Source organism: Streptomyces sp. GDS52, from assembly GCF_052246875.1.
Lineage (GTDB): Bacteria > Actinomycetota > Actinomycetes > Streptomycetales > Streptomycetaceae > Streptomyces > Streptomyces cathayae.
The window spans coordinates 205,320-229,156 of record NZ_CM125966.1 but is presented as its reverse complement, the minus strand read 5'-3'; the positions used below and the strand labels follow the sequence as shown (position 1 = coordinate 229,156).

The window sequence follows — 23,837 nt, the reverse complement described above, 5'->3', positions numbered from 1 at the left end:
CCGCGGAGAAGAAGGCGCCCACGCAGCGCACCGAGGAACGGGCCGACCGTGCCGCCCCGTCCGGTGGTGCCACCCGGGTGGCACCCGTCGGCGCCCCGCTGGGCACGCCGTACCACCAGGCGGGTTCCTCCTGGTCGAAGGGCTACCACACCGGTGTCGACTTCCCCGTGCCCACCGGCACACCCGTGAAGTCGGTCGCGGCGGGCAGCGTGGTCAGCGCCGGGTGGGAGGGCTCGTTCGGCTACCAGGTGGTGGTCCGGCACGCCGACGGCCGCTACAGCCAGTACGCCCACCTGTCGGCGATCTCCGTGCGCAGCGGCCAGTCGGTCGCCGCGGGCCAGGGCGTCGGTCGTTCCGGTTCGACGGGCAACAGCTCGGGCCCGCATCTGCACTTCGAGGTGCGGACGGGGCCCGGTTTCGGATCGGACATCGACCCCGTCACCTACCTGAGGGCGGGCGGCGTCAAGATGTGACCCGTGTGCGCTGCCGGTCCGGCACAGGCATCGGTACGTACGGGCCGCCGTGGAAGGGTGCGTAGGCGACCAGCGTCAGGGGCGGGTCCGGCTCGACGACCGCGACCGTGGTCCCGGTCTCCGGGGCGGCGCCCACGGGGGCCGGTACGGGTGCCGGGGCCGGCACCCGTACCGGCCGGGCGAGTTCGGCCGGCAGCAGTTCCTCGGCGGCGTCGGACGGCGACCCGGCGGCCGGCACGGACCGTGCGGCGCCCGCCGGCTCCGGCTGGTGCTGCTCGCGCGCCAGTCGTTCCGTCGTCAGCAGGATCAGGCCGCCGGCCGCCACCACGCCGCAGCTCAGCGCGAGCGCCGTGCCCGTCGTGCCGTAGCGGAAGGTCTCGCCGAACATCGTGATGCCGACCGCGGCCGCCACCACCGGGTTCACCACCGTCAGCGTGGCCAGCGGAGCCGCGAGACCGGCGCCCCGGTAGGAGGCCTGGGACAGCAGCAGCCCGGTCGCGGCGAACACGCCGATCACCGCGAGGGACGGCACGTCCGTCACCGAGACGCCGTCGGTCCAGTCCACGGCCACGGCCTTCGTGAAGACGGAGGACATGCCGAAGGCCACACCGGAGGCGACGGCGAGGAGGATGCCGCGCACGGCGGGATGCCGGCGCACCGTCCGGGCCGCCACCGTCAGGGCGCCGACCGCGACGGCCGTGACCGACGCCGCCGCCGCCCGCTGGACGCCGTCGAGGGACTGGGCGTCGGACGCGGCGACCAGGGACAGCAGACCGGCGAGACCGAAAGTCGCCATGAGGGCGCCGCGCCACGCCGTGGCGCCTGCCCTGCGGCCGACGAACAGCGCGGCCATGGGCAGCGCGAACACGATGGTCAGCGCGCCCAGCGGCTGGACGAGGCTCAGCGGGCCGTAGGCGAGCGCCACCACGTGCAGCAGGCCGCCGAGGCCGTTGAGCGCGACCGCCGCCCACCAGCCCGGCCGCCGCAGCGGAGCGTACTGCTCGCCGGGCGAGGACACCGCGACCCGCTCCTGCACGATCGCTCCGCCCGCGTACGCCACGGCGGAGACGAACGACAGCAGCACGGACAACGCGAGGGCGCTCATCGGCAGCTCCTCCGCGTGAGGCCGGGGTGCTCGGCCCGGCGCGGCGATCGGTCGGCTTTCATGATGAACACGATGCCGTGTCCCGTTGTTCCCGTCGTCGTCCCTGAGCACCCAATGCGTCCTACTGCCGATGGAGTACGCGGACGGCCCCGTCATCCCCTGGGTGGGTGCCGCACGACGGAGGTCCCCTGGTGGCTCCCCTTAGGGGGCACGGCGCCGTCGCGCCTCGCGGTCCCGGCGGGCCTTTGTCATGTCCCTGGACGGACGACGGAATCCGTGCTGTTATGCCAACTGCTGTTCATGACAACGTTGTACAGGCGAGTGCAACGCACAGAACAGAACACGCACCGCGCAACCGAGCACTGAGCAATCGAGCACTGAGCACCGAGAACCGAGCAGAGAGCCGTCACCTTCCTCACCGACGGAGGATCCGTGCGCATCAGACGACTCAGAAACCGTTTCGCACTCTTCCTGGCCGCCGCACTGGGGCTCGCGGGGCTCACCGCGACCGGCCAGACCGCGACCGCGGCCGAGGACGATCCGGTGGACATCCACGGGCTGAAGGGCGAGTACTACACGCACTCCGCCCCCGGCGCCTTCGACTTCCACGAGCTCAAGGCCACCGCCTTCGATCCGCACCTCGACTTCGACAACCTGGAGCCGCGGCTGAACTTCACCACGGGCCGGTCGGACCACGTCAGCGTCCGCTGGACCGGGAAGATCGTGCCGGAGAAGACCGGCGCGCACACCTTCTCGATCATCGGCGACAACGGCTTCCGGCTGTGGATCGACGGCCGGCTCGCCATCGACCACTGGGTCGACGACTGGGACCGCGAACAGAGTGCCGAACCGATCGAGCTGACCGCCGGCAAGGCCCACGACATCAAGGTCGAGTACTTCGAGCACTACGGCGGCTCCAACCTCCACCTGCGCTGGACCGAACCCGGCGGCACCAAGCAGCCCGTACCGCAGTCGGCGTTCCGCCTGCCGGACGGCTTCGACTACGACGGGGCCCTCGCGGCCACCGTCCTCGGCTCCGGGCGCACCCTGAAGCTCGACTTCCCGCGTCCGCTCGCCGTACCCCCGGCCGGTCTCACCGAGCACGTCAACGCGGTCATCGGCGGTGCGCAGTGGCCGCTGACGAAGGCCGAGCCGGACCCGGCCGACCCCAAGGCCCTGCTCGTCACGCTCGCCGAGCCCGTCGTCGGCAACAAGACGGGCACCGCCCGCGGCACCGCCGACGTCCGTTACGACGGCAGGGGCGGACTGACCACCACGGGCGGCGACCCCGTGGACGCGTTCATGAGCAGCGGGCCCAACCGCTCCACCCACGAACTGAGCACCGAGTGGGCCGACGAGGTGGGCCCGGACAACGCCCTCCCCGAGTACCCGCGTCCCCAGCTCACCCGGGAGCAGTGGCGCAACCTCAACGGGCAGTGGCAGTTCGCCGCCGCCGAGGAGGGGGAGCGGCCACCCGTCGGGAAGACGCTGAAGGAGCGCATCCTCGTCCCGTACCCGGTGGAGTCCCGGCTCTCCGGCATCCAGCGGCACGAGGACCGCATGTGGTACCGCCGTACCTTCATCGTCCCCCGGGACTGGCGCATCGGCTCCGGCAAGCGGCTGCGGCTGAACTTCGGCGCCGTCGACTGGCGGTCCGAGGTGTACGTCAACGGCACGAAGGTCGCCGCCCACGAGGGCGGGTACGACAAGTTCAGCGCCGACATCACCGACGCGCTGAAGCCCGGCCGCACCCAGGAGCTCATCGTCGGCGTGTACGACCCCACCGACGCCGCGAACGGTGAGAACCCGCCGCTCGGCAAGCAGCGCCTGGACCCCAGCGGCATCTGGTACACGCCCAGTTCGGGCATCTGGCAGACGGTCTGGATGGAACCGGTCACCCGGGACCACGTCGACTCCCTCAAGCTGGTCCCGGACGTGCCCGGCGAGCGGCTCACCGTGGAGGCGAAGGGCGTCCGCGACGGCCTGCCGGTCAGGGCGACCGCGTACGACGGACGGCGCAGGGTCGCCACGGCGACCGGCCGCACCGGGGAGCCGCTGACCCTGAAGATCGCGAACCCGCGCCTGTGGTCGCCGGACGACCCGTTCCTGTACGACCTGGAGGTGACCGTCGGCGCCGACCGCGTCGACAGCTACTTCGGGATGCGCTCCATCGCCGTGGAGGAGATCGACGGGGTGCCGCGCACGGTCCTCAACGGCGAACCCGTCTTCCTGATGGCCACCCTCGACCAGGGCTTCTGGCCGGACGGCCTGCACACCGCGCCCACCGACGAGGCCCTCGCGTACGACCTGCGCGTGCACAAGGAGCTCGGGTTCAACTCGGTGCGCAAGCACATCAAGGTCGAGCCGGACCGCTGGTTCCACTGGGCCGACCGGCTGGGGCTGATGGTGTGGCAGGACATGCCCTCCATGAGGGCCGGGGTGAACCCCGACGGGTCCGCCCGCGCCCGCTACGAGCGCGAGATGAAGCAGATGATCGACGAGCACATCAGCAGCCCGTCGATCGTCATGTGGGTCACCTTCAACGAGGGCTGGGGCCAGTACGACGTCGGCCGCGTCGCCGAGCAGGCCAAGGCCTGGGACCCGTCGCGCCTGGTCAACAACCAGTCGGGGCTCAACCTCGGCGCCGACGGCAACGCCGGCGACATCATGGACGAGCACGGCTATCCCAGCCCGGCGCTTCCGCCCCGCCCGGACGGGCGGCGCGCCCTGGTCACCGGCGAGTACGGCGGCCTCGGCCTGGCGGTGCCCGGTCACGCCTGGTCGGTGCAGCAGTCGTACGTCGACGTCGACCCGGAGACCTACACCGACGACTACCTCACCAAGCTCGACGAGGTACGGGCCCTGGTCTGCCGGGGCAGCAACGGCGCCGTGTACACGCAGATCTCGGACGTGGAGGGCGAACTGAACGGCCTGCTCACCTACGACCGACGCGTGCTGAAGCCGGACGTCGCCCGGGTGAAGGCCGGCCATGACGCCCTGATCCGGGACGCGTCCCGGGCGCGGCCCGCGGGGTGCCCGGCCCAGGGTGCCGCGCGATGAGCGACTCCCCCGGCGGCCCGCGCCCGTCCGGGTGGCGTTCGGCACCCGGGGTGTCACCCCGGGCCTTCCCCCGGGAGACGACCCGATCGCCGTTCCGGGTACCCCTTCTGACGTCGTCCCGGAAGGTTCCGACCGCACGGCCGTGACCCCGTCCGCCCGGTGAAGTCCGCCCCTTTCGTCGTACCGACGGGAGGGGCGGAGGCGTAATCTGATGTTAACTGTCTGTGGCGGGATCGTACTTGACCGTAATCAGTCAGGGGCGGTGTACTGCTGCTCCATCCCGTCGTCATGCGAGGCACGCCTTGAACGCAGACCCGCTCGCTCCTCTCGACCTGGCGTTCTGGAACATCGAGTCCGCCGATCACCCCATGCACCTCGCGGCCCTCGGGGTCTTCTCGGCCCGTTCGCCCACCGCCGGTGCCCACGCGGCGGATCTGCTCGCCTCCCGCGCCGCCGCCGTGCCCGGACTGCGGATGCGCATCCGCGACGTGTGGCAACCGCTGCCCGCGCGCCCCCCGTTCCCGGCTCTGCACCGCCCCGTGGCCTCGGCCCTGCGCCGGCCGCTGGCCTTCGGCGGCGCCGAGCGGGAGACCGACCCCGGCTTCGATCCCCAGAACCACGTCAGGCTGCACGCCCCGACCGCCGACTTCCACTCGGTGGCGGGCCGGCTCATGGAGCGGCCCCTGGAGCGCACCCGGCCGCCCTGGGAGGCCCATGTGCTGCCGGGGGAGGACGGTGTCTCCTTCGCCGTCCTGTTCAAGTTCCACCACGCCCTCGCCGACGGGCTGCGGGCCCTCACCCTCGCCGCGGCCCTGATGGACCCGATGGACCTGCCCGCCCCGCGGCCCCGCCCGGCCGAGCCGGCCCGCGGACTGCTCCCGGACGTGCGAGAGGTGCCCGCCCTCGTCCGCGGCCTCCTGTCCGACGCGGGCCGGGCCCTGGACATCGGCGCCGCGGTGGCCCGCTCCACCCTCGACGTGCGCTCCTCGCCCGCGCTCGCCTGCGAGCCCAGCGGCACCCGCCGCACCGCCGGAGCGGTCCTCGACCTCGACGACGTGCACCGGATCCGCAAGAGCGTCGGCGGCACCGTCAACGACGTGCTGATCGCGGTCGTCGCCGGTGCCCTGCGCCGCTGGCTCGACGAGCGCGGCGCCGGCAGTGAGGGCGTTACCCCGCGTGCCCTCGTCCCCGTCTCCCGGCGCCGCCCGCGCACCGCGCACCCCCAGGGCAACCGGCTCTCCGGCTACCTGCTCCGCCTGCCGGTCGACGAGGCGGAACCGCTCGCCCGCCTCGCCCTGGTGCGCACCGCCATGGACCGCAACAAGGACGCGGGCCCGAACCGGGGCGCGGGCGCCGTCGCCCTGCTCGCCGACCACGTGCCACCGCTCGGCCACCGGCTCGGCGGCCCCCTGGTCGGCCAGGCGGCCCGGCTCTGGTTCGACGTCCTGGTCACCAGCGTGCCGCTGCCCGGCTTCGGCCTGCGGCTCGGCGGCGACCCGCTCGGCGCGGTCTTCCCCCTCGCGCCGCTCGCCCCCGGGCACTCCCTCGCGGTCGCCGTCTCCACCTACCGCGGCCGCGTCCACTACGGGCTGGTCGCCGACGGAGCCGCCGTCCCCGACCTCGACCGGCTCGCCGGGGCCGTCTTCGAGGAGGTGGCGACGCTCATCTCCGCATGTGATCCCTGACCCGTCGCCCGCCGCGGGTTTGGTGCTGCGGCCCGGCGCTCCGTAAAATCCCCCGTTCGGCAGCGGGCGCGACCGGAGCGCCGCCACGGCAGACCAGGAACGGCGACGGCGATGACGGTGACAGAGGACGGCCTGCGGGCCACGGACGCGGTGACACACGGGGACGCCGTGGCGCACGTGCCGCACGGGGACGCCGTGGCGTACGGGCCCGGCATCGACCCGGAGCGGCTGGCCGTGTGCCTCGACGTGCTCGCGGAACTCGACACACTGGACGTCGACCACCCGGACGCGATCAAGGTCCGCCGTGCCACCTCGCACATCTACCGCACGGTCAAGCAGCGCCGCCGCCAGGAGCGCCGGGCCGCCAAGACGGCCCACGACAAGGCGGTCACCGAGGCCACCGCCACCGGGTCCGCCGAGCGCATCGACGACGAGACGGAAGGCATCCTGCCCTCGTCCCGTACCGAGGAGGGCCAGATCGCGGGGATACTCCAGCGCCCCCGGTCCTGCTACATCTGCAAGCAGCGGTATGTCGAGGTCGACTACTTCTACCACCAGCTCTGCCAGAAGTGCGCCGCCGAGAACCGGGCCCGGCGCGACGCCCGGACCGACCTCACCGGCAAGCGCGCGCTGCTCACCGGCGGCCGGGCCAAGATCGGCATGTACATCGCGCTGCGACTGCTGCGCGACGGCGCCCACACCACGATCACCACCCGCTTCCCGAACGACGCCGTCCGCCGCTTCAAGGCCCAGCCCGACAGCGACGAGTGGATCGACCGGCTGAAGATCGTCGGCATCGACCTGCGGGACCCGGCCCAGGTCGTCGCGCTGGCCGACTCGGTGTCCGCCGCCGGCCCGCTGGACATCCTGATCAACAACGCCGCGCAGACCGTACGGCGCTCCCCGCGGGCCTACAGCGAGCTGCTCGCCGCCGAGTCCGCGCCGCTGCCCGCCGGCGAACTGCCCGCCGCCGAGGTGATCGGGGGCTTCGGCTCCGGCGCGGTGGCCGAGCTGCCCGTCGCGGGCTCCGGCGCGCTCACCGCGCAGGACGTCACGGGCCTGGCCCTGGTCTCCGGCTCGGCCTCCCTGGACCGCATCGCGGCGGGCACCGCGATCGACGCCGGCGGCCTGGTCCCGGACCTGCACGACACCAACAGCTGGGTGCAGACGGTCGAGGAGGTCACCCCGGTCGAGCTGCTCGAGGTCCAGCTCTGCAACTCCACGGCGCCGTTCCTGCTCATCAGCAGGCTGCGTCCGGCGATGGCGGCCGCGTCGGCGAAGCGGACGTACATCGTGAACGTGTCCGCCATGGAGGGTGTCTTCGACCGCGGCTACAAGGGCGCGGGCCACCCGCACACCAACATGGCCAAGGCGGCCCTGAACATGCTCACGCGCACCAGCGCCCAGGAGATGTTCGACAACGACCGCATCCTGATGACGGCCGTCGACACCGGCTGGATCACCGACGAGCGCCCCCACCCGGACAAGATCCGCCTCGCCGACGCCGGCTTCCACGCACCCCTGGACCTGGTGGACGGCGCGGCCCGCGTCTACGACCCCATCGTGCGCGGTGAGGCGGGCGAGGACCTGTACGGCGTCTTCCTCAAGGACTACGCACCCGGCAGGTGGTGACGGCCGAGGCCCCGTCAGTCCATCGCTTCCAGCCGGGAGTTGCGCGCCGCCAGCAGTTCCAGCACGGTGCGCCAGTCCTCCAGGACCCCGGCGTCGAAACAGGCGGTGCGGGCCTCCTCGTCCGCCGCGCGCAGGGCGAGGAGGTCGTCCTCCGCGGGAAGGCCGGGCCGGGGCCGGCCGCGGACCAGGCCGGCGACCCGCTCGCCGAGCAGCGCGCGCACCGCGTCCGCGGCCCGGTCCGCCCGGGTGTCCGGCTCCCCCGGCCGCAGCAGTCGTCCGACCGGCCGCACCAGGCCCGCCACCTGAAGCTCCTTGTCGGCGGGGCGCCCCCGGCGCAGCAGCGCGGCGGTCCGCAGGGCGTGGTCGTACGTGTCGACCGGGGCGCCGCCGGGGCCCGGGGAGTCCCGGGTGCCCCGGCAGGCGTACAGCAGGTCCATCAGCTCCTCGACACTGCGCAGCTCCATGCGCCGGTCCTCCTGGAAGACAGCCGTTTGCCGTACGGCAGCACAGCATGAGGAGCTTGCGTACCGGCCAACGGGACTTGAACTACGTCATGGCCATGCAATTTTCTCGAACACTCGACCACGTGGACAGCCGCGTAGTCCGATCGGGTGACCAGCCGTAGCGGTACGGATGGGGAAAAATGAGGCTGTAAAGGGTCGTCGAGCGCAGTCCGACGGGCGATTGGTGCCGCGAGTTTCGAGCCCCATCGAGCAGGGGGCCGCTCATTTGGTTAACCTGAGTCGGACGGGCAGCCGTAAAGGGGTCCTACCCACACCCACAGGTCCGTCATGGGACACGCCGCTTCACAACGGCCTGCTCTCCTACGAGTCACCGGCGCCACCGCGTCCGAACGGCTTTCGACTCATGCCCGAGCGGACGTGCGACGCGGGCGCGGCAGGACCGGCGCGAAACGTCCCGAGGGTGACCGACACATAAGGAGTGCGCGGTGACACCGGAGAAGACGACCAGCGATCAGCCGACCAAGGAACGCCCCGAGCGGGCGGGCCGCCCGGCCGGGCAGCTCTGCAGTCTCGACGTGTGGGCCCGGTCGGCCCCGATCCGCCTGGCGGGCTACGAGGACGACCTCGCCGAACCCCACATCCTGCCCAGCGTCGACTGACCCCCACTGCGGCACCGCGGCGCCGCCGTGGGGGAGATCTGTGCCCGGTCCCGGGCGCCTTTGAGGAGGGTACCCGGGGCCGGTGGCGTCAGGGCCGGACGTAGGGGCGGGTCAGGATCTCCAGGTTGTGGCCGTCAGGGTCCTCGAAGTAGGCACCGCGGCCGCCGAAGAGATGGTTGACCCGGCCGGGTTCGGTGTGGTTCGGGTCGGCGTAGTAGGTGACCCCGACCGCTTCGAGGCGGTCGATCATCGCGCTGAACCGCTCCTCGGGCACGAGGAACGCGTAGTGCTGCGACTGGATGGGCTCGTCCCGCAGTTCGTAGTAGTCGAGCGTCACCCCGTTGCCCAGGTCCACGGGGAGGAACGGCCCGAACGGGGCGCCGACCTCCAGTCCCAGTATCGCGGCGAGGAACTCCGCCGAGAGCCGGCGGTCCCGGGCGTATACGGCGGTGTGGTTCAACTGGACGGCTGTGGTGGGAGGTTCGGGTGCGGTGGGCGTGATCGGTGCGTCGGGCATGGCTGGTACGTCTCCGGGTGTCGGTTTCCGTCGGGGCGCCGCGGGACGCGGCGGGAAGAGGGAAGGAACGAAAGGCAACGGAAGGCAACGCGGAGAGGGGGCGGGGCGCGGGCGGTGCCCTGCCCTCGGCCGGGGGTGAGCGGGGACAGCCCCGCCCGGATCACGCCGAGGCCGGGAGCGTCTTTCGTGTGTGGCCCAAGGCCGACCCGGCAGTCACCCGGCCGACGATAGGCGCACGCCGCCGATCACCGCAACACCCGGGCCGCCGGAGCACCGTCTCAGGGCGTTCCCGGAACCCGTGCCAGCCGGGTCGGCGGCAGGTACTCGCGCACGTACGTCCGCTCCCAGCACGCCCCCGTCTCCCGCAGCTCCCGCCAGGACGTGTAGCGGTACCGGAAGAGCCGGGCGCGCACGTAGCGGGGCGGCGCGCCGGGCGGGAAGGGGGAGCGGCGCAGCAGCCGCAGCGTGTCCCGGTCGTTCTCCAGCAGCCGTTCCACCAGCGCGCCGAACCACGGGCCGGCGTAGGACGGCGACAGCGCGGCGAACCACATCAGCCAGTCGAGCCGCAGATGGTACGGCGCGAACTGGCGCGGCCAGCGCCGGGGATCACCCGGCTTGCCCCGGAACTCGTACTCCCGCCAGTGCGAGTCCGCCCGGGGCGCCTCGTCGGCGGTGCCCTCGATCACCACCTCGTACCGGATCCGGCTGACGCTGCCGAACGCCCCGTAGGTGTTGACCAGGTGGAGAGGGTCGAACGAGCGGTTCATCACCTGGCGGCGGGAGAGCATGTTGCGCGCCGGGCGGTGACCGAGGCAGAGCAGCAGCGCGGACACCGCGAGGACGACGACCAGGTACCACAGCGGGGCGCCGGCCGTGTCCGGCGGCTCGGCGGGGAACGCGACCGCGGACAGGGCCAGCACGATCGTGATCCAGTTCAGCCAGGAGAAGTTGCCCGACAGCACCAGCCACAGCTGTGTGGCGATCATCAGCGTGGCGGCGGCCGTGGCGATCGGCTGGGGAGCGAACAGCAGGAACGGCACGACGAGTTGGGTGACATGGTTCGCGGCCGCCTCGGCCCGGTGCAGCGGCTTCGGCAGATGGTGGAAGAACCAGCTCAGCGGTCCCGGCATCGGCTGGGTCTCGTGATGGTGGTACAGGCAGGTCAGCTTCCGCCAGCACGCGTCGCCGCGCATCTTGATCAGCCCGGCGCCGAACTCGACCCGGAACAGGACCCACCGGAGCAGGAACAGCACGACGACCGGCGGGGCCACCTCGTCGTTGCCGAGGAACACGGCGAGGAACCCGACCTCGAGCAGCAGCGACTCCCAGCCGAACGCGTACCAGGTCTGCCCCACGTTCACGATCGACAGATACAGCGCCCACGGCACCAGCCACAGCAGCATCCCGCCCCCCAGCGGAAGCAGGGAGTCCAGCCCCGCGAGCAGCGCCACCGACACCGCGCAGCCCGCCCACGCGCAGAGCGCGAAGAAACGGTCCGAGTAGTACAGGTGGAACAGGCTCGGTGCCCGCCGGAACGGCACCCGCTCCACGTACCGGGGCACCGGCAGCATGCCGCGAGCTCCGATCAGCGCACGGAACTGCAGCGCCGCCGTCAGGAACGCGACCAGGTACAGGCCGGCCAGCGCCCGCTGGAAGACCAGCCGGCTCAGCCAGTACTCGGATGCGGTGAACCACTCCACGGCCGTGCGCTCCTTCCCCCTCATTGTCCCGCCGCCCGCCCCGGAGTCCGCAGCGGTCGAATAATCCGGTGAATCCTGACAAAGTTACTTTCATGGCTGATCGGGGAGCGAGCGCCCTGTCACTCCCGGACGACTGGCCGGACCACCCGGATCCGATCCTGGCGCTCAACCGCATGGGCAGTTTCGACCTGGACCTGGACACCGGGATGCTTCAGATGGACGCCCAGGCCCGAAACCTCTTCGACCTGCGCGCCGACGAATTCGACGGCCGGCCCGAGTCGCTGACGCCACGGGTGCCGACCGTGGAGACCGCCCGCCTGGACACCACCATCTCGCAGGCCATGAAGGACGGCAGCGAGAACTACGGCGCCTACTTCCGGGTCCGCCGCCGTGACGGCACCCTGCGCTGGACCCACACCCACGGCTACATCCTCCGGGACGACACCGGACGGCCCGTCCGCATCATCGGCATCGTCCGGGACGCCACCCAGGAACTCGGCGCCGACGAGGCGGTGCGGCAGCCGGTCGCCCAGGAGGACGCCCTGCGCGAGCAGACCAACGTCGTCCAGCTCACCACGGCCGCACTCGCCCACGCCCGCACCGTGCAGGACGTCATGGACGCCCTCAAGGACACCCACGGCCTCACCCATCTGGGCGCCACCAGTCTCGTCGTGGGGCTGGTCGAGGCCGGCCGCATCCGGCTGGTCGCCGAGGGACCCGCCGACAGCTCCGTCCCGGGCACCCTCGTCACCCGGATCGACGAGCAGTACCCGATGAGCGAGGCGGTACGGACGCTCAGCCCGCGCTTCATCGAGTCGCCGGAGGAGTTCGCCGAACGCTACCCGGTGCTGTGGCCGCACCTCACCGACCTGCACATCACCTCGGCGGCCTACCTGCCGCTCATCGTCCAGACCCGCCCGATCGGCGCCATGGGCCTGCTCTACAGCGACCGGCGCGGCTTCACCCCCGAGGAGCGCAACATCCTCGTCGCCCTGTGCAGCAGCATCGCCCAGAGCCTGCAGCGGGCCATGTTCTACGAGCAGGAGATGGACCTCGCGCAGGGCCTGCAACAGGCCATGCTGCCCCGCACCATCCCCAGCGTGCCCGGCGCCGACATCGCCGTCCGCTATCGCGCGGCCGGCATCGGAGGCTCCCTGAGCCGGGACATCGGCGGCGACTGGTACGACCTGATCCCGCTGCCCAACGGCCGGGTCGGCGCCGTCATCGGCGACGTCCAGGGCCACGACACCCACGCCGCCGCCGTCATGGGCCAGCTGCGCATCGTGCTGCGGGCCTACGCCGCCGAGGGGCACCCGCCGGCCACCGTGATGGCCCGCGCCTCCGTCTTCCTGCACGAACTCGACACCGACCGCTCCGCGACCTGCCTCTACGCCGAGGCCGACCTGTCCACCGGTGTCCTCCAGGTGGTCCGGGCCGGCCACATCGACCCGCTCGTCCGCCGCACCGACGGCTCCTGCCGGCGCGTCTTCGTCACGGGCGGACTGCCGCTCGGCCTGTCCGCCGAGTTCGGCAGGCTCGAGTACCCGGTCGGGACCATGGAGCTCGATCCCGGCGACGTGATGCTGCTGTGCACCGACGGCCTGGTCGAGCAGCCCGGCACCGACCTCGACGACGGCATCGACACACTCTGCGCGCTCATCGCCACCGGCCCCGAGGACGTGCGCAACCTCGCCGACCGGCTCATCGACGTGGCCGAGGAACGCGGTGGTGACGACGACGTGGCCCTGCTCCTGCTGCGCCGCCGCCCGCCGGACAGCCCGCGCTCCGGAGGGCGGCTCCAGCAGCACGTGGCCCCCGGCGACCCCGAGGCCCTCGCCGAGGCCCGGCGCATGATCCGTGCCGGGGTCGGCGCCTGGGGCGCCGGGGACCGCGCCGACGAGATCGAACTGGCCGCCGACGAGCTGATCACCAACGTGCTGATGCACACCGAGGGCGCCGCCGTCGTCACCCTCAGGGTCCTCACCGGCGCCGAACGGCGACTGCGCTTGGAGGTCACGGACTCCTCCAGTGCCCTGCCGCGCCGCCGGGAGGCGGGGGCGTCGGGCGTCTCCGGGCGGGGGCTGCTGCTGGTCGAGACGCTCACCGATATATGGGGCGTGGAGGCACGGGGCGGCGGCAAGTGCGTCTGGGGCGAGTTCGCGGTGACCACCTCCCCCGCCGGGGACCGCGGCCACGACGCCGACGGCGACACGGGACGTGGTTCCCGCTGACCGGTCCGGTCCAGGGCGACACGGGCCGCGAGGCCGCGGCCCGCCCGGTGGGCCACGGCCGAGCCGGTGCCGGCGGCCGGCGGGTGCCCAGGGGCGTCAGCGGTCGGTGGGCGTCAGCGTCACCAGGTGCTCGCCGTCCGAGGAACGCAGCTCGTAGCGCATGATCTGCCCCGAGTGCAGGGTGGAGCCGCCCGTCATGCTGTTGGGCCGGGCGTCGTGGCGGGGCACGCTCCAGCTGGTCACGGTCTCCTCGGTGCCGTCCTGCCCGACCACCACCAGCCGGCAGACGCGGGGACCCGCGCCGTCCTTGACCTTCAGCTCCAGCCGACTGCCCCAGTCCTCGTCCTCCGCCGTGATCTCCGCCCACACCCCGGACCGTTCGTCGGTCGCCGCGATGCTCGCGCGCGGTGACCGGTCACCGCCGCTCGTCATCATGGCGAACACCGGCGCGGTCGTCGCGAGCACCACCGAGGCGGCCAGCGCGAACAGCAGCCGCCGGCGTTCCGCCCGCCGCCGGGCCGCCACCTGGGACAGCAGCCGGTCCAGCATCCTCGGACCGGGCCTGGCCATCGGATGCGTCAGCGGCGGCGTGGAGCGCCGGTACAGCATCAACTGCCGTGTCGTCACCCCGAATTCGGTCACCTGCGCAGAGCAGCTGGGGCACTCCATGAGGTGGTCCTCGAAGCGGAACGCCTCCGCCTCGTCCAGCACGCCGAGCGCGTACGCGCCGACGTCGCGATGCCGTTCCAGGGACCTCATGCCGAATCCTCGTACCGTTGGGTGTGGGTGGGGTTACTCCTTGCTCCCACCGGTACGCACCAGGCAGTCGATTCACTCAAGCCGCACACCGAATCGTGACCAAAGGATTCGGAGCCCTCGGGCTCACGGATTGGTCCGATTCACCGGAAGGCTAGAAAAGGTGGATGGCGAGGTGCCCGAGCGGCAGTCCGAGCTGCCACGCCGGTGTCCACACCTTCGGTCCCTCGTCCTCGCCGGTCCCCGTGCCGCCGCCCGGCACCGCGTTCAGATCCGGCGCGAGCAGCTCCGTCTCCCGCAGCCAGCGCCAGGCCGACCGGGCGAGTTCCAGATCGGGCCGCGCCGTGCTCCGCCCGGCGGCAGCACTCTCCGCGGCCAGGTCCGCCAGGCGCCCCTGCACCCACTCCTGCCACGGCTGGTCGTACGCGGTCAGCGACAGCCAGGTCTCCAGCTGGGTGATCACCCGGATGCCGGAGAGCTCGCCCCCGGCGTCGGACAGGAAGACGGTCAGCGCCAGCGCGTCCCGGCCGGCCCGGAACTCGAAGGACGTCGGCGGCATCAGGTCGCCGCTGCGCAGTAGTTCGTCGGCGATGTACTCGGCGTACAACCAGGCCATGGGGACGGTGAGTTCACCGTCTCCGAGGTCGTCGGTGCTCTCTTGCCCTCTGTGCGGCATCCCGTTCAGCCTTCCTCCGGTACGTGCGCGTCGCCCGATTCGGGCTCCCGGTCCGCAACACGGATGAGGACAGCCGATTACCCCACCGGGGTCGTCGGCAAGGCGCTTTACGGAGGCTTGACCCGGCCGTCGGTTTCAGCGCAGGTCGGTGGCGTATCCCGGAAGCACCCGGCGCAGGGCCCGCAGCGCGTAGAACGCGCGGGACTTCACGGTACCGGGCGGGATGCCGAGGGCGGCCGCGGCTTCCGCCACACTCGCCCCCTGGAAGTACACCAGCACCAGGACTTCACGGTGTTCGGGAGTGAGTGTCTTCACAGCCTTGCGGACGTCGAGCGCCGCCGCGGCCCGCTCGGCGTGGTCGGAGGTCACCCGCGCGTTCTCCAGTACCGCGTCGCCCACCTCGGCGGGCCGGGCCTGCCGTGCCCGCCGCGCGTCGATGGCGAGCCGCCGTCCCACCGTCATCAGCCAGGGCCGTACGGAATCGAAGTCGTCGGCGCGCAGGGCCTCGGGGTGCTGCCAGGCCCGTACCAGGGTCTCCTGGACGAGGTCCTCGGCGCGCTGCCGGTCCCCGTCGCAGAGCCGCAGCAGCAGTGCGAAGAGGGGCCGGCCGTGCTCGCGTTGCAGGGAGGCGAGTTCGTGCTCGGCGGTCGTCCCGTTCGTGAGTGTGATTCCGGCCGTCATGGCGGTATGGCAGCGCACGGCGATCCCCGGGGACAGGGCGCGCACAGGAGCGTGCGGCGGACGGTCGATCGCGTCGGCGAACGGTTCGACGAACGGTCACGGCGGCCGTTCGCGCGCGCCGGACGGCTTGAAACAGCGTGTCGGAACAGCGGTGAGCCAGAAGTTGATTCTTATCCATTTGTCAGTAAATACGACAGTGAAGAGCGCGACAGCGAAGAGATCCGTACCGGGGTGAAGTGATGACTGCACGCAGTGGACAGGTGGCTCTGGCCCTCACCGTCGTCCTCGCCGCGGGCGCCGCCTGCCAGGCCCGGGACCACCACCCACCGGAATCCGGCCATCCGGGTGCCTCGGTCGCGCGAGGCCGCGGCTTCACCCTGGTCGCCTCGGGGGACGTACTGCCGCACGCATCGGTCATCGACCGCGCCCGCTTCGACGCCGGACGGACCGGCCACGACTTCCGCCCGATGCTCTCCGGGGTCCGCTCCGACATCGACCTGATCCTCGGCACCCGGGTGGTCTACGGGACGGGCGATCAGATCTCCGGTGAGGCGACCGGCTCCGACGGTGTCCCGGACCCCCGCGGCCACCAGTCCACGCTGGGCCGCTTCACCTTCGCTCCGCCTCCGCGTCCGGACGGGCGCTGGGAGGTGACGAAGGCCGAGTTCGTCCCCCTCCTCTTCGACGTGGACGCCGGCCGCGTGCTCAACCTCGACCGGGCCCTCCGGAAGGGTGCCGAAGTGCGCTCCGTACGCGACCGGATCCGCGACGTGGTGCTGAGCCGGGGCGCGGCGAAGGACGGGCTGGTCATGGGGGAGGAGACCGTCCCGCCGGAGCGGCGGTCAGTTCACGTCCACGTCGTCGAACAGCGTCAGCATCTGTGCGAGCACCCGCACGCAGGTCCGTACGTCGGCGTCCGTGAGGTCGCCGCCGACCTCCCGCAGCACGGCGTGCTCCCGGGCGACGACGGCCGCGATCGCCGCCCGCCCCTCGCCGGTGAGCCGGATCAGCGACGACCGCTGGTGGGCGGGGTTGGGGATGCTCTCCACCAGGCCCCGGGCCGCGGCGTCGTTGACCATGCGCTGCACGAACTGACGGCTGATCGCCTGTGCGCGGCCCATCTGGGGCACGGTCATCGGGCCGTGCCTGTGCAGCAGGTCCAGCACGGCGCGTACCCCGACGGACAGGCTCTCGACGACTTCACCCTGTGCACCCTGTTCCACTGTTCGCTGCACCCGTCGGTACAGCGGCCCGATCAGGTCGAACACCTCCATCAGGCGCGGGCCGAGCTCCTCGGGTGAAAGGAGCCTGTCAGGGTCGTTCCCGGTGTTGTCCACCCCCTCATCATGACATCCTGGTTGTCAAATTCCGCCGGAAGTGACACCTTGGTTGTCATGAATACGGTTGCGGAACTCCGCTGCTTCACCTCCTCCGACGGCGACCTCGCCTACCACGACAGCGGCACGGGAGACCCGGTCGTCCTGCTCCACTCCGGCTTCGTCGACCACCGGCTCTTCGCGGACCAGATCCCGGCCCTCGCCGCCCACCACCGGGTGATCGCCCCCGACGTACGCGGCCACGGCTCCTCCGCCAACGCCACGCAGCCCTTCCGCTGGGCGGACGACCTCGCCGCCCTGCTGCGCCATCTCGACGCGGGGCCCGCGGTCCTGGTCGGCGTGTCGATGGGCGGGGCCATCGCGACCGACACGGTCCTCGAGCACCCGGATCTGGTCCGCGCGGCCGTCGTCTGCGGGGCGGCCACCAGCGAGTTCGAGTACACCGATCCGTGGTCCCGCCGGATCCAGGCCGAGTTCGCCCGCACCCTGGGCGCCGGGGACATCGAGGGCTGGCTGAACGCCTTCGTGCGGGTCGCGGCGGGCGAGCACCGCGGCCCCGACGGTGTCGACCCGGACATCCCGCGCCGACTGCGGGAGATGGCGCTGCACACGATCTCCAAGCACACCCCGGACGAGAAGGACCTGCGCGTCCCCGTCACCGGCACCTGGGACCGCGTGCCGACGATCGACGTGCCGGTGCTCGCGGTCAACGGCTCACTCGAACCCGCCGACCTGACCGCGGCGGCGGAGCGTCTCGTCCACGAGGTGCGCGACGGCCGCGCCGCCACCGTCGAGGGTGCGGGCCACTACGCGTGCATGGAACAGCCCGAGGTCTTCAACGAGATCCTCCTCGGCTTCCTGCGCACCCTCTGACACCGCGGAACTCAGGGCACCACCGCCACCGGCCGCGCGTACACCACGGCGAGCAGTGCGTGCCGCCGCCGCGCCCGACCGGACGCGTAGGCCGCCGCGCGGGGTGAGGAGTCGGAGCCGTCCACTCCGGCCACGGTCACCTTCGGTCGGTCCGTGCTCCGTTCGAACCGCGTGGAGCGCTGCTCCGTCACGGTGCGGAGGCTGTCGAAACCCGGCACCGGCGGAGTACTGGGCCGAGCAGGTGGAATCGTCCCGCCGGACCGGTGCCACGGAGAGGGGCCCGCCCCCCGGCGGGCGACTGATGAGTCATGCAGAAGGATCAGTTGTTCACCCGGCGCCGACTGCTGCTCGCCGGCGCCGGCGCCGCCGTCGTGGGGGCGGCCGGCACGGCCGGAGTCCTCATGCCGGGCGCCGGCACCGAGGCGGCAGGCCCCGCCCCGCCCGCGGCCGGAGGCCTGGCCGCCGGCCGCCCGCTCGAGCCCGCCGCGTACCGTCTCAGACCCCTCACCGGCTACGGCTCGCCGAGGAGCGTGCCCCGCAGGACCCGGGTGCGGAGCGCACCCCTGCTGCGCGTTTCCGGACGGGGCCGCACCATGGTGCTGACCTTCGACGACGGACCCGACCCCCGCTACACCCCGGACATCCTCGACACGCTCGCCGCGTACGACGTACGGGCGATGTTCTTCGTGTGCGGGGAGATGGCCTCCTACCACAAGAGCCTGCTGGCCCGTATGTCCGACGAGGGGCATGTCGTCGGCAACCACACCTGGTCCCACCCCCTGCTGACCACTCTCTCCCGGAGCGGGATCCGCTCCGAGATGGAACGCACCAGCGATGTCATCGAGGACGGGTACGGCGAGCGTCCCCAGTGGTTCCGCGCGCCCTACGGGGCCTGGAACCGCGCCGCGTTCCGGCTCGGCGCCGAACTCGGCATGGAACCCCTCGCCTGGACCGTCGACACCCTCGACTGGACCCGCCCGGGCACCCGCGCCATCGTCGACCGGGTGAAGGACGGCGCCGCCCCCGGCGTCGTGGTGCTCTCGCACGACGCCGGGGGCGAGCGGTCCCAGAGTGTGCGGGCGCTGCGTGAGTATCTGCCCGGGCTGCTGGACTCCGGCTACCGGGTCACCGTGCCCCGCCGGCCGTACACCTGACACCTGACACCGGACGGACGCCCCGCCCGGCTCGGGCGGGGCCCGCTCAGCGGACCGCGGCCAGCCGGGCGAAGACGACGACGTTGCCGTCGTACCCGTTCTGCTGGGTGAAGCCGCCTCCGCAGGTGATGACCCGCAACTCCGACGTGCCTTTCGAGTTGTAGACCCGGTCACCGGGAAAGTCGTCCTTCGCGAAGACCTCGACGCCGTAGACCTCGAAATCCGCGGTCTTTCCGTCCTTGCGCTCGATCTCGACGTGATGGCCCTTCTGCAGCGAGCCGAGCCCGTAGAAGACGGTCGGTCCCTGGTGGTTGTCGACATGCCCGACCACGACCGCCGTGCCCTTCTCCCCGGGGGTGACGCCGCCGGTGAACCAGCCCGCCAGATTGGGATCCTCGGGCGGTGGCGCGTCGATCCACCCCTCCGCGTCCAGACCCACCGCCATGACCGGCGCGTCGACCTGGATCGCCGGAATCCTGACCCGGCCCGGCACCGAGTACGGCAGCGGTGTCACCGGGCCGCCCGCGGTGTCACCGGGCGCCTGGCTGTTGGTGGAGGCCGCCACGGCGGGTTGCGGCGGCCCCGCGTCGAACTCCCCCGAACCGTTCCGGATGAGCGCGAGGCCGGTGAGCAGAACCAGCGCTATCACACCCCACGGAGCACGCCTCTTCCGCCGCGCCTCCTCTTCGATTTCCGCCGGCTCGAAAGCAGACATTCGCTTTTCCCCTCTCGACACGGCCGTCGCCGCGTCACTCGCGCATGGCAGAAACGCTAAGTGCCCCGAGCGCGACCGGCGACGGGGGAGAGGCGAACGGGTGGCCGGGCCGTCATCGGTGCGCCATCCGGGGTTCCGCCGAACGGAGATCTTCTGACAGACCGTGACCTGCGGTGATACTCGAATGCGTGCATGTGTCCGGGCCCTGCCTCACCGGTACGGACCATTGCCGAAATGCGCGCCGGGACAGTGCAACTGAGGGTTTTGTCGGGAGGCGCTTTCTCGCCGATCGACCGGGGACCGGCCCCGGGGCGCCTTCCGCGGAGGAACACATGCGCAAGTCACGTGCCCTGGCATCCGCGGGCGCCGCGGTCGCCGTCCTCGGGCTCGCCGCCCCGGTCGCCGTAGCGGACGGCGGCCGGGGCGCCGGCCCGTCCAACATCGTCGCCCTGCCCAGCGTCATCGCCCGCGGCGGCCAGCTGACCATCACCGTCGACGGCTGCCCCGACGGCGGCCACGCGACGTCCAACGCCTTCCCGAGGACCGAACTGAGGCCCCTCCACGGGGAAGGTGACACCGCGAAGGGCATCACCACCGTCGACTTCGACGCGCGCGCCGGCTCGTACGACATCACCGTGCACTGCTCCGGCCGGAGCCTGACCCGGCCGGCCGCCCTCACCGTCCTCGGCGGGGTCCGCGGCGGCCTCGGCGGCAGCACCGGCGGGGCGACCCCGGCCGACATCGCCATCGGCGGCGGACTGGTGACCGCCGCGGTCGCGGCCGGCGGTGTCTTCTGGATGCGCCGCCGTGCCGAGAGGCAGACCTGAGCCCCAGCCCTTCCGCCGGCCGTTTCCCGCACGTGTGACTTCAGGGCTGTGCCCCGGATCCCGCCCGGACCCGGGCACAGCCCTGCACTCGTGTCATCCCGCCGCGCGGAGCCGTCCTCCGTGCCGTCGCGGCGGGAGCGACGCGTATCGCGTGCATGGCGAGTCCTCCGGGTCCCGAGGAGCGGCGGCGGACCTGCTCCGCTGGCGCCGGAAATGCGCCTCGATGGGCGAAACGCTAGAAAGCCGCACCGGATCGCGCGATCGCAGTCGCGCGAACGGGGGATCGCCGTGGGCCGCGCGGGGGAACCGTGTTACGGCGGCCGGGGGACGCGCACGGCGTGGCGCACGCCCCCACGGCGGGTGCCGTGGTGGGCACCCGTCAGCCTCCGACGTGGGGGAACAGGAGGAGGAACGGATCGGCCGAGGCGGCGAGACCCCGGCTGAAGGGCGCGTCGAAGTCCCAGATCAGAAAGAGCAGGAAGGCGATCAACGCGGAGAACAGTCCGGCGAGGACCAGCTCCCGGCCGGTGCGGCGGATCTGCAGCGCGAAGATCATTCCGATGGTGATGACGGCCCCGGCGATCAGCCCGAACCACACCACGCCCGGCATGGTCTCCCCGGTCGACTCCGCCCGCGCGGCGCGCGCCTGGTCGGCGGCGGACACCTGGTCGACGAGCGGCTGATAGGCCTGCGCCTCGAAGTCCGTCCGCGGTTCGTAGTCGGTGACGTCCCGGCGGACCCGGTCGAGGAGGTCCGTCCCGCGTTCGGTGACCCGGCCGTCGTCGGCCATGACACGCCACTCGGTGGTGACGACGTGTCCGACATAGGCGTTGACATCGCCCCGAATACGGTCACGGACGTCGGCCGGATAGATCCGTACCCGCTCCGAGATCTCGTGCAGCGCCACCGCCTCCGCCCGCACATGCTCCTGCGCCGCGCCGCGCCCCTCCCAGACACCGGCGATGGCCAGACCCAGGACGATGGCGTACACCACGCCGATCCACATCGTCATGTACTCGATGACGTCCGGGGTCTCGCTGGGATCCTCGTCGTCGGCGGCCGTGCGGTGACGTACGAGAGTGATGACGACCACCACGACGCAGACGGCCAGCATCGCGAGGGTGAGAACAAGCCATTCCGGCAAGAGGTGCCTCCACGGCGGGACGGGCCCTGGACGGGCGCTCGGGTTCAGCGGGGCCGCAGCGCGGCGACGGCTACCACGGCGGGCGTGGTGATGAGCAGGACGAAGGTGAGGGGCGACGTGGCGCCGCCGGAAGGCCGTTTGACCGGGGGCGCCGCCCGGTACCGCGGGTAGTGCACGGGCGTCGCGGACGGAGACGGCGTGGGGGCGGGGGTGGCCGAAGGGGTCGGGGCCGGCGAGGGGCGCGGCGGCGGAGCGGACGTGGGTGTGGGGGGAGGAACGGGGGCCGGACGGGCGGGCGGTGGCGCGGGGCGGGCCCGACGCGGAGGTGGCGGGGGCGGTGGTTCGGGCTTCGCCGTGGGGGTGGGCTTCGGCGTCGGAGAAGGCGGCGGAGGCGGGGGAGCGGGCGGAGGCGGGGTCGGCGTGGGTTCGGGCGGCGGCGGAGGAGGTGTGGGCGTGGGCGGCGGGGCAGGGGGTGAACAGAGCGGGGGAAGCGGCCAGGTCATGCTGCCGGCGACCGCCACCGCCTCCGTTCCCCCCGGGCCCGCCGAGGCGTAGGCGCAGGCGTCGGCCGTCGCCGCTCCAGGGGCACCGACGAGTGCCCAGGCCAGCGTCGCCATCGCCAGCGCGCGTGCGGCGAGCGCGGATCGGGTCGGTACAGGTCCTTGCACGACGGAGATCATGAGCCGGGACGGGCCGGGACACGCGTGGGCTCCGGATGAATGACCCGATGGAGTTAAATTCATTGTTTTCCGGTTGTTCCGGGCCGCTCACCCGTCGGGAAAGGTGTACTGGCGTGCGATATGGCAGGGGGCGCGGGGGCGGATCGGGGCGGAAGTACGGGTTCCGGAAGAAATATGGGCCGCCGTTGAACACGGCAGGTGCCTTCATGCGTACTCCACGTCGAGCGGCGGCGCAGCAGGGCGCTGCAATACCCTTGTGATGATCTGGAGTTGAGATGAAGACCTCCTGGCGGACCGCCTCACTGGTGGTGAGCGCCGCGGCGGTGCTGACGCTGACGACGGCGTGCGGTCAGGACACCGCGCCGCCGGCCAGCAGTCAGAACGTCGGCGCCTCGGCCGTGCCCGGAGACCTCGGGGGCATCGACACGGGGGCCGGTGCGGAGGCGTCCAAGGCCCCCGCCGGTGGCGTGGGCACGCTGGGTGTCTCCACCAACGCCGAACTCGGCGAGCTGGTGACGGACGAACTCGGGCTCACGCTCTACCGCTTCGACCAGGACACCGCGCAGCCCCCCAAGTCCAACTGTGAGGGCGACTGCGCCAAGACCTGGCCCCCGGTGCTCGCCGACGACGCCAAGGCCGGCAAGGGCATCGACGCGTCGCTGCTGGGCGAAGTCACCCGGGCGGACGGCAGCAAGCAGCTCACCGTCGACGGCTGGCCCGCCTACCACTACGTCAAGGACGTCAACGCCGGCGATGTCAAGGGCCAGGGCGTGGGCGGCAAGTGGTTCGGGCTGACCCCCGAGGGCAAGAAGGCGCAGGCGGCCGACCTGCCCGGTCTGTCCACCCGCAAGGACCCCGAGCTCGGTGAGATCGTCGTCGACAAGAACGGCATGACGGTCTACCGCTTCACGAAGGACGAGGCCTGGCCGAAGCCGGTCTCGGCCTGCACCGGCGCGTGCCTGGAGAAGTGGCCGGTGGTGGCGCCGGTCGACTTCAACGACACCAAGGGCATCGAGAAGAAGAACTACATGAAGTTCACCCGCCCGGACAACGGTGCCGAGCAGCAGACGATCTACTGCTGGCCGATCTACACCTTCGCCGGCGACAAGGCCCCGGGTGACACCAACGGCCAGGGTGTCGGCGGCACCTGGTACGCCGTGCGCCCCGACGGAAAGCCGGTCGGCGCACCGGAGAAGTAGCAACCTCCCCAGGGCGTCGTCCACTTCGGCGCCACCGGTCCCGGTCCGCCCCTCCGCGCCGCACGGAGGGGCGGACCGTTCTGCTGTGACTCACCGGAACTCGTGGAAATTTCGGCGGTCCTCTCCCCGCGTTCACCGCACACCGGAACCCTCCGGAATGCCGCCGGTACTTTTCGTGACGTTCTCACGGGCGGCAACGTGGTATGTGCCACTGGCAGTGACCGGGAACGGACGGTCAATTTCCGTTTGGGGTCGCTCCCTTGGCAGGC

20 protein-coding genes and 3 pseudogenes are annotated in these 23,837 nt (G+C 72.1%); 11 read left to right on the top strand and 12 right to left on the bottom strand.

Features of this window, described 5'->3' with window-relative positions; genetic code table 11:
• Positions 1–77: 77 nt before the first annotated feature.
• Positions 78–473, top strand: a pseudogene (locus tag ACTWJ9_RS01090) (M23 family metallopeptidase); the annotation flags it as partial.
• Here the strand turns inward: ACTWJ9_RS01090 and ACTWJ9_RS01085 are convergent.
• Entirely contained in the window at positions 463–1,578 is a 1,116-nt protein-coding gene (locus tag ACTWJ9_RS01085) for a DMT family transporter (protein ID WP_443295049.1), read from the bottom strand. The pseudogene ACTWJ9_RS01090 and the gene ACTWJ9_RS01085 sit on opposite strands and share 11 nt — an antisense overlap.
• 432 nt (positions 1,579–2,010) lie before the next feature.
• Here ACTWJ9_RS01085 and ACTWJ9_RS01080 point away from each other — a divergent pair, with 432 nt between their 5' ends.
• From ACTWJ9_RS01080 to ACTWJ9_RS01070, 3 genes are all read left to right on the top strand, one after another.
• Positions 2,011–4,638 (top strand): PA14 domain-containing protein, encoded by a 2,628-nt coding sequence (locus tag ACTWJ9_RS01080; protein WP_279332113.1) that lies wholly within the window; start codon positions 2,011–2,013, stop codon positions 4,636–4,638.
• 302 nt (positions 4,639–4,940) lie between these two features.
• Complete coding sequence (locus ACTWJ9_RS01075; protein ID WP_279332111.1) at positions 4,941–6,323, top strand: wax ester/triacylglycerol synthase family O-acyltransferase; 1,383 nt, start codon at positions 4,941–4,943, stop codon at positions 6,321–6,323.
• A gap of 111 nt (positions 6,324–6,434) precedes the next feature.
• Positions 6,435–7,955, top strand: coding sequence for an SDR family NAD(P)-dependent oxidoreductase (locus tag ACTWJ9_RS01070; RefSeq protein ID WP_279332109.1), 1,521 nt, complete (start codon positions 6,435–6,437; stop codon positions 7,953–7,955).
• 14 nt (positions 7,956–7,969) lie between these two features.
• Here the strand turns inward: ACTWJ9_RS01070 and ACTWJ9_RS01065 are convergent, their stop codons facing one another.
• Positions 7,970–8,419, bottom strand: a complete 450-nt coding sequence (locus ACTWJ9_RS01065) for a hypothetical protein (RefSeq protein WP_279332107.1) — start codon at positions 8,417–8,419, stop codon at positions 7,970–7,972.
• A gap of 485 nt (positions 8,420–8,904) precedes the next feature.
• On the opposite strand from ACTWJ9_RS01065, the gene ACTWJ9_RS01060 reads away from it, so the two are divergent.
• Entirely contained in the window at positions 8,905–9,078 is a 174-nt protein-coding gene (locus ACTWJ9_RS01060; RefSeq protein WP_202281012.1) for a hypothetical protein, read from the top strand.
• Positions 9,079–9,166: 88 nt separating this feature from the next.
• Here the strand turns inward: ACTWJ9_RS01060 and ACTWJ9_RS01055 are convergent, their stop codons facing one another.
• Together ACTWJ9_RS01055 and ACTWJ9_RS01050 are read right to left on the bottom strand one after the other, a co-directional pair.
• Positions 9,167–9,595, bottom strand: coding sequence for a VOC family protein (locus ACTWJ9_RS01055; RefSeq protein WP_279332105.1), 429 nt, complete (start codon positions 9,593–9,595; stop codon positions 9,167–9,169).
• 278 nt (positions 9,596–9,873) lie between these two features.
• Complete coding sequence (locus ACTWJ9_RS01050) at positions 9,874–11,295, bottom strand: lipase maturation factor family protein (RefSeq protein ID WP_387039958.1); 1,422 nt, start codon at positions 11,293–11,295, stop codon at positions 9,874–9,876.
• 92 nt (positions 11,296–11,387) lie between these two features.
• Here ACTWJ9_RS01050 and ACTWJ9_RS01045 point away from each other — a divergent pair, with 92 nt between their 5' ends.
• Positions 11,388–13,526: a SpoIIE family protein phosphatase gene (locus tag ACTWJ9_RS01045; protein WP_279332102.1), complete on the top strand. Its 2,139-nt coding sequence runs from the start codon at positions 11,388–11,390 to the stop codon at positions 13,524–13,526.
• Positions 13,527–13,622: 96 nt separating this feature from the next.
• Here ACTWJ9_RS01045 and ACTWJ9_RS01040 read toward each other — a convergent pair whose 3' ends face one another.
• The 3 genes from ACTWJ9_RS01040 to ACTWJ9_RS01030 form a co-directional block, all read right to left on the bottom strand.
• On the bottom strand, positions 13,623–14,285 hold the full coding sequence (locus ACTWJ9_RS01040) for a zf-HC2 domain-containing protein (protein WP_279332101.1): 663 nt from the start codon (positions 14,283–14,285) through the stop codon (positions 13,623–13,625).
• A 151-nt stretch (positions 14,286–14,436) separates the two neighbouring features.
• Positions 14,437–14,958: a hypothetical protein gene (locus tag ACTWJ9_RS01035; RefSeq protein ID WP_279332100.1), complete on the bottom strand. Its 522-nt coding sequence runs from the start codon at positions 14,956–14,958 to the stop codon at positions 14,437–14,439.
• Between the two features lie 135 nt (positions 14,959–15,093).
• Positions 15,094–15,639, bottom strand: a complete 546-nt coding sequence (locus ACTWJ9_RS01030) for a sigma-70 family RNA polymerase sigma factor (protein WP_279332099.1) — start codon at positions 15,637–15,639, stop codon at positions 15,094–15,096.
• 239 nt (positions 15,640–15,878) lie between these two features.
• Between ACTWJ9_RS01030 and ACTWJ9_RS01025 the strand changes: the two are divergent.
• A pseudogene (locus ACTWJ9_RS01025) lies at positions 15,879–16,457 on the top strand (hypothetical protein); the annotation flags it as partial.
• Between the two features lie 24 nt (positions 16,458–16,481).
• On the opposite strand, the gene ACTWJ9_RS01020 reads toward ACTWJ9_RS01025, so the two are convergent.
• The gene (locus ACTWJ9_RS01020) at positions 16,482–16,913 is read right to left on the bottom strand and encodes a MarR family winged helix-turn-helix transcriptional regulator (RefSeq protein ID WP_279337827.1); all 432 of its coding nucleotides are present in this window, start codon (positions 16,911–16,913) and stop codon (positions 16,482–16,484) included.
• Between the two features lie 120 nt (positions 16,914–17,033).
• Here ACTWJ9_RS01020 and ACTWJ9_RS01015 point away from each other — a divergent pair, with 120 nt between their 5' ends.
• A complete protein-coding gene (locus ACTWJ9_RS01015) occupies positions 17,034–17,849 on the top strand; it encodes an alpha/beta fold hydrolase (protein WP_279332098.1) in 816 nt (271 codons plus the stop codon).
• Between the two features lie 26 nt (positions 17,850–17,875).
• Here the strand turns inward: ACTWJ9_RS01015 and ACTWJ9_RS01010 are convergent.
• A pseudogene (locus ACTWJ9_RS01010) lies at positions 17,876–18,040 on the bottom strand (universal stress protein); the annotation flags it as partial.
• Positions 18,041–18,157: 117 nt separating this feature from the next.
• On the opposite strand from ACTWJ9_RS01010, the gene ACTWJ9_RS01005 reads away from it, so the two are divergent.
• Complete coding sequence (locus tag ACTWJ9_RS01005) at positions 18,158–19,003, top strand: polysaccharide deacetylase family protein (RefSeq protein ID WP_279332097.1); 846 nt, start codon at positions 18,158–18,160, stop codon at positions 19,001–19,003.
• A gap of 46 nt (positions 19,004–19,049) precedes the next feature.
• On the opposite strand, the gene ACTWJ9_RS01000 is transcribed toward ACTWJ9_RS01005, so the two are convergent.
• Positions 19,050–19,718: a class F sortase gene (locus tag ACTWJ9_RS01000; RefSeq protein WP_279332096.1), complete on the bottom strand. Its 669-nt coding sequence runs from the start codon at positions 19,716–19,718 to the stop codon at positions 19,050–19,052.
• A 332-nt stretch (positions 19,719–20,050) separates the two neighbouring features.
• Between ACTWJ9_RS01000 and ACTWJ9_RS00995 the strand changes: the two genes are divergently transcribed.
• Complete coding sequence (locus ACTWJ9_RS00995; RefSeq protein WP_279332095.1) at positions 20,051–20,545, top strand: hypothetical protein; 495 nt, start codon at positions 20,051–20,053, stop codon at positions 20,543–20,545.
• Positions 20,546–20,924: 379 nt separating this feature from the next.
• Here ACTWJ9_RS00995 and ACTWJ9_RS00990 read toward each other — a convergent pair whose 3' ends face one another.
• Entirely contained in the window at positions 20,925–21,689 is a 765-nt protein-coding gene (locus ACTWJ9_RS00990) for a bestrophin-like domain (protein WP_279332094.1), read from the bottom strand.
• A 44-nt stretch (positions 21,690–21,733) separates the two neighbouring features.
• On the bottom strand, positions 21,734–21,865 hold the full coding sequence (locus ACTWJ9_RS00985; protein WP_258308644.1) for a hypothetical protein: 132 nt from the start codon (positions 21,863–21,865) through the stop codon (positions 21,734–21,736).
• 779 nt (positions 21,866–22,644) lie between these two features.
• Between ACTWJ9_RS00985 and ACTWJ9_RS00980 the strand changes: the two genes are divergently transcribed.
• A complete protein-coding gene (locus ACTWJ9_RS00980; protein WP_387037004.1) occupies positions 22,645–23,568 on the top strand; it encodes an SCO0930 family lipoprotein in 924 nt (307 codons plus the stop codon).
• The last annotated feature ends 269 nt before the right edge of the window (positions 23,569–23,837 follow it).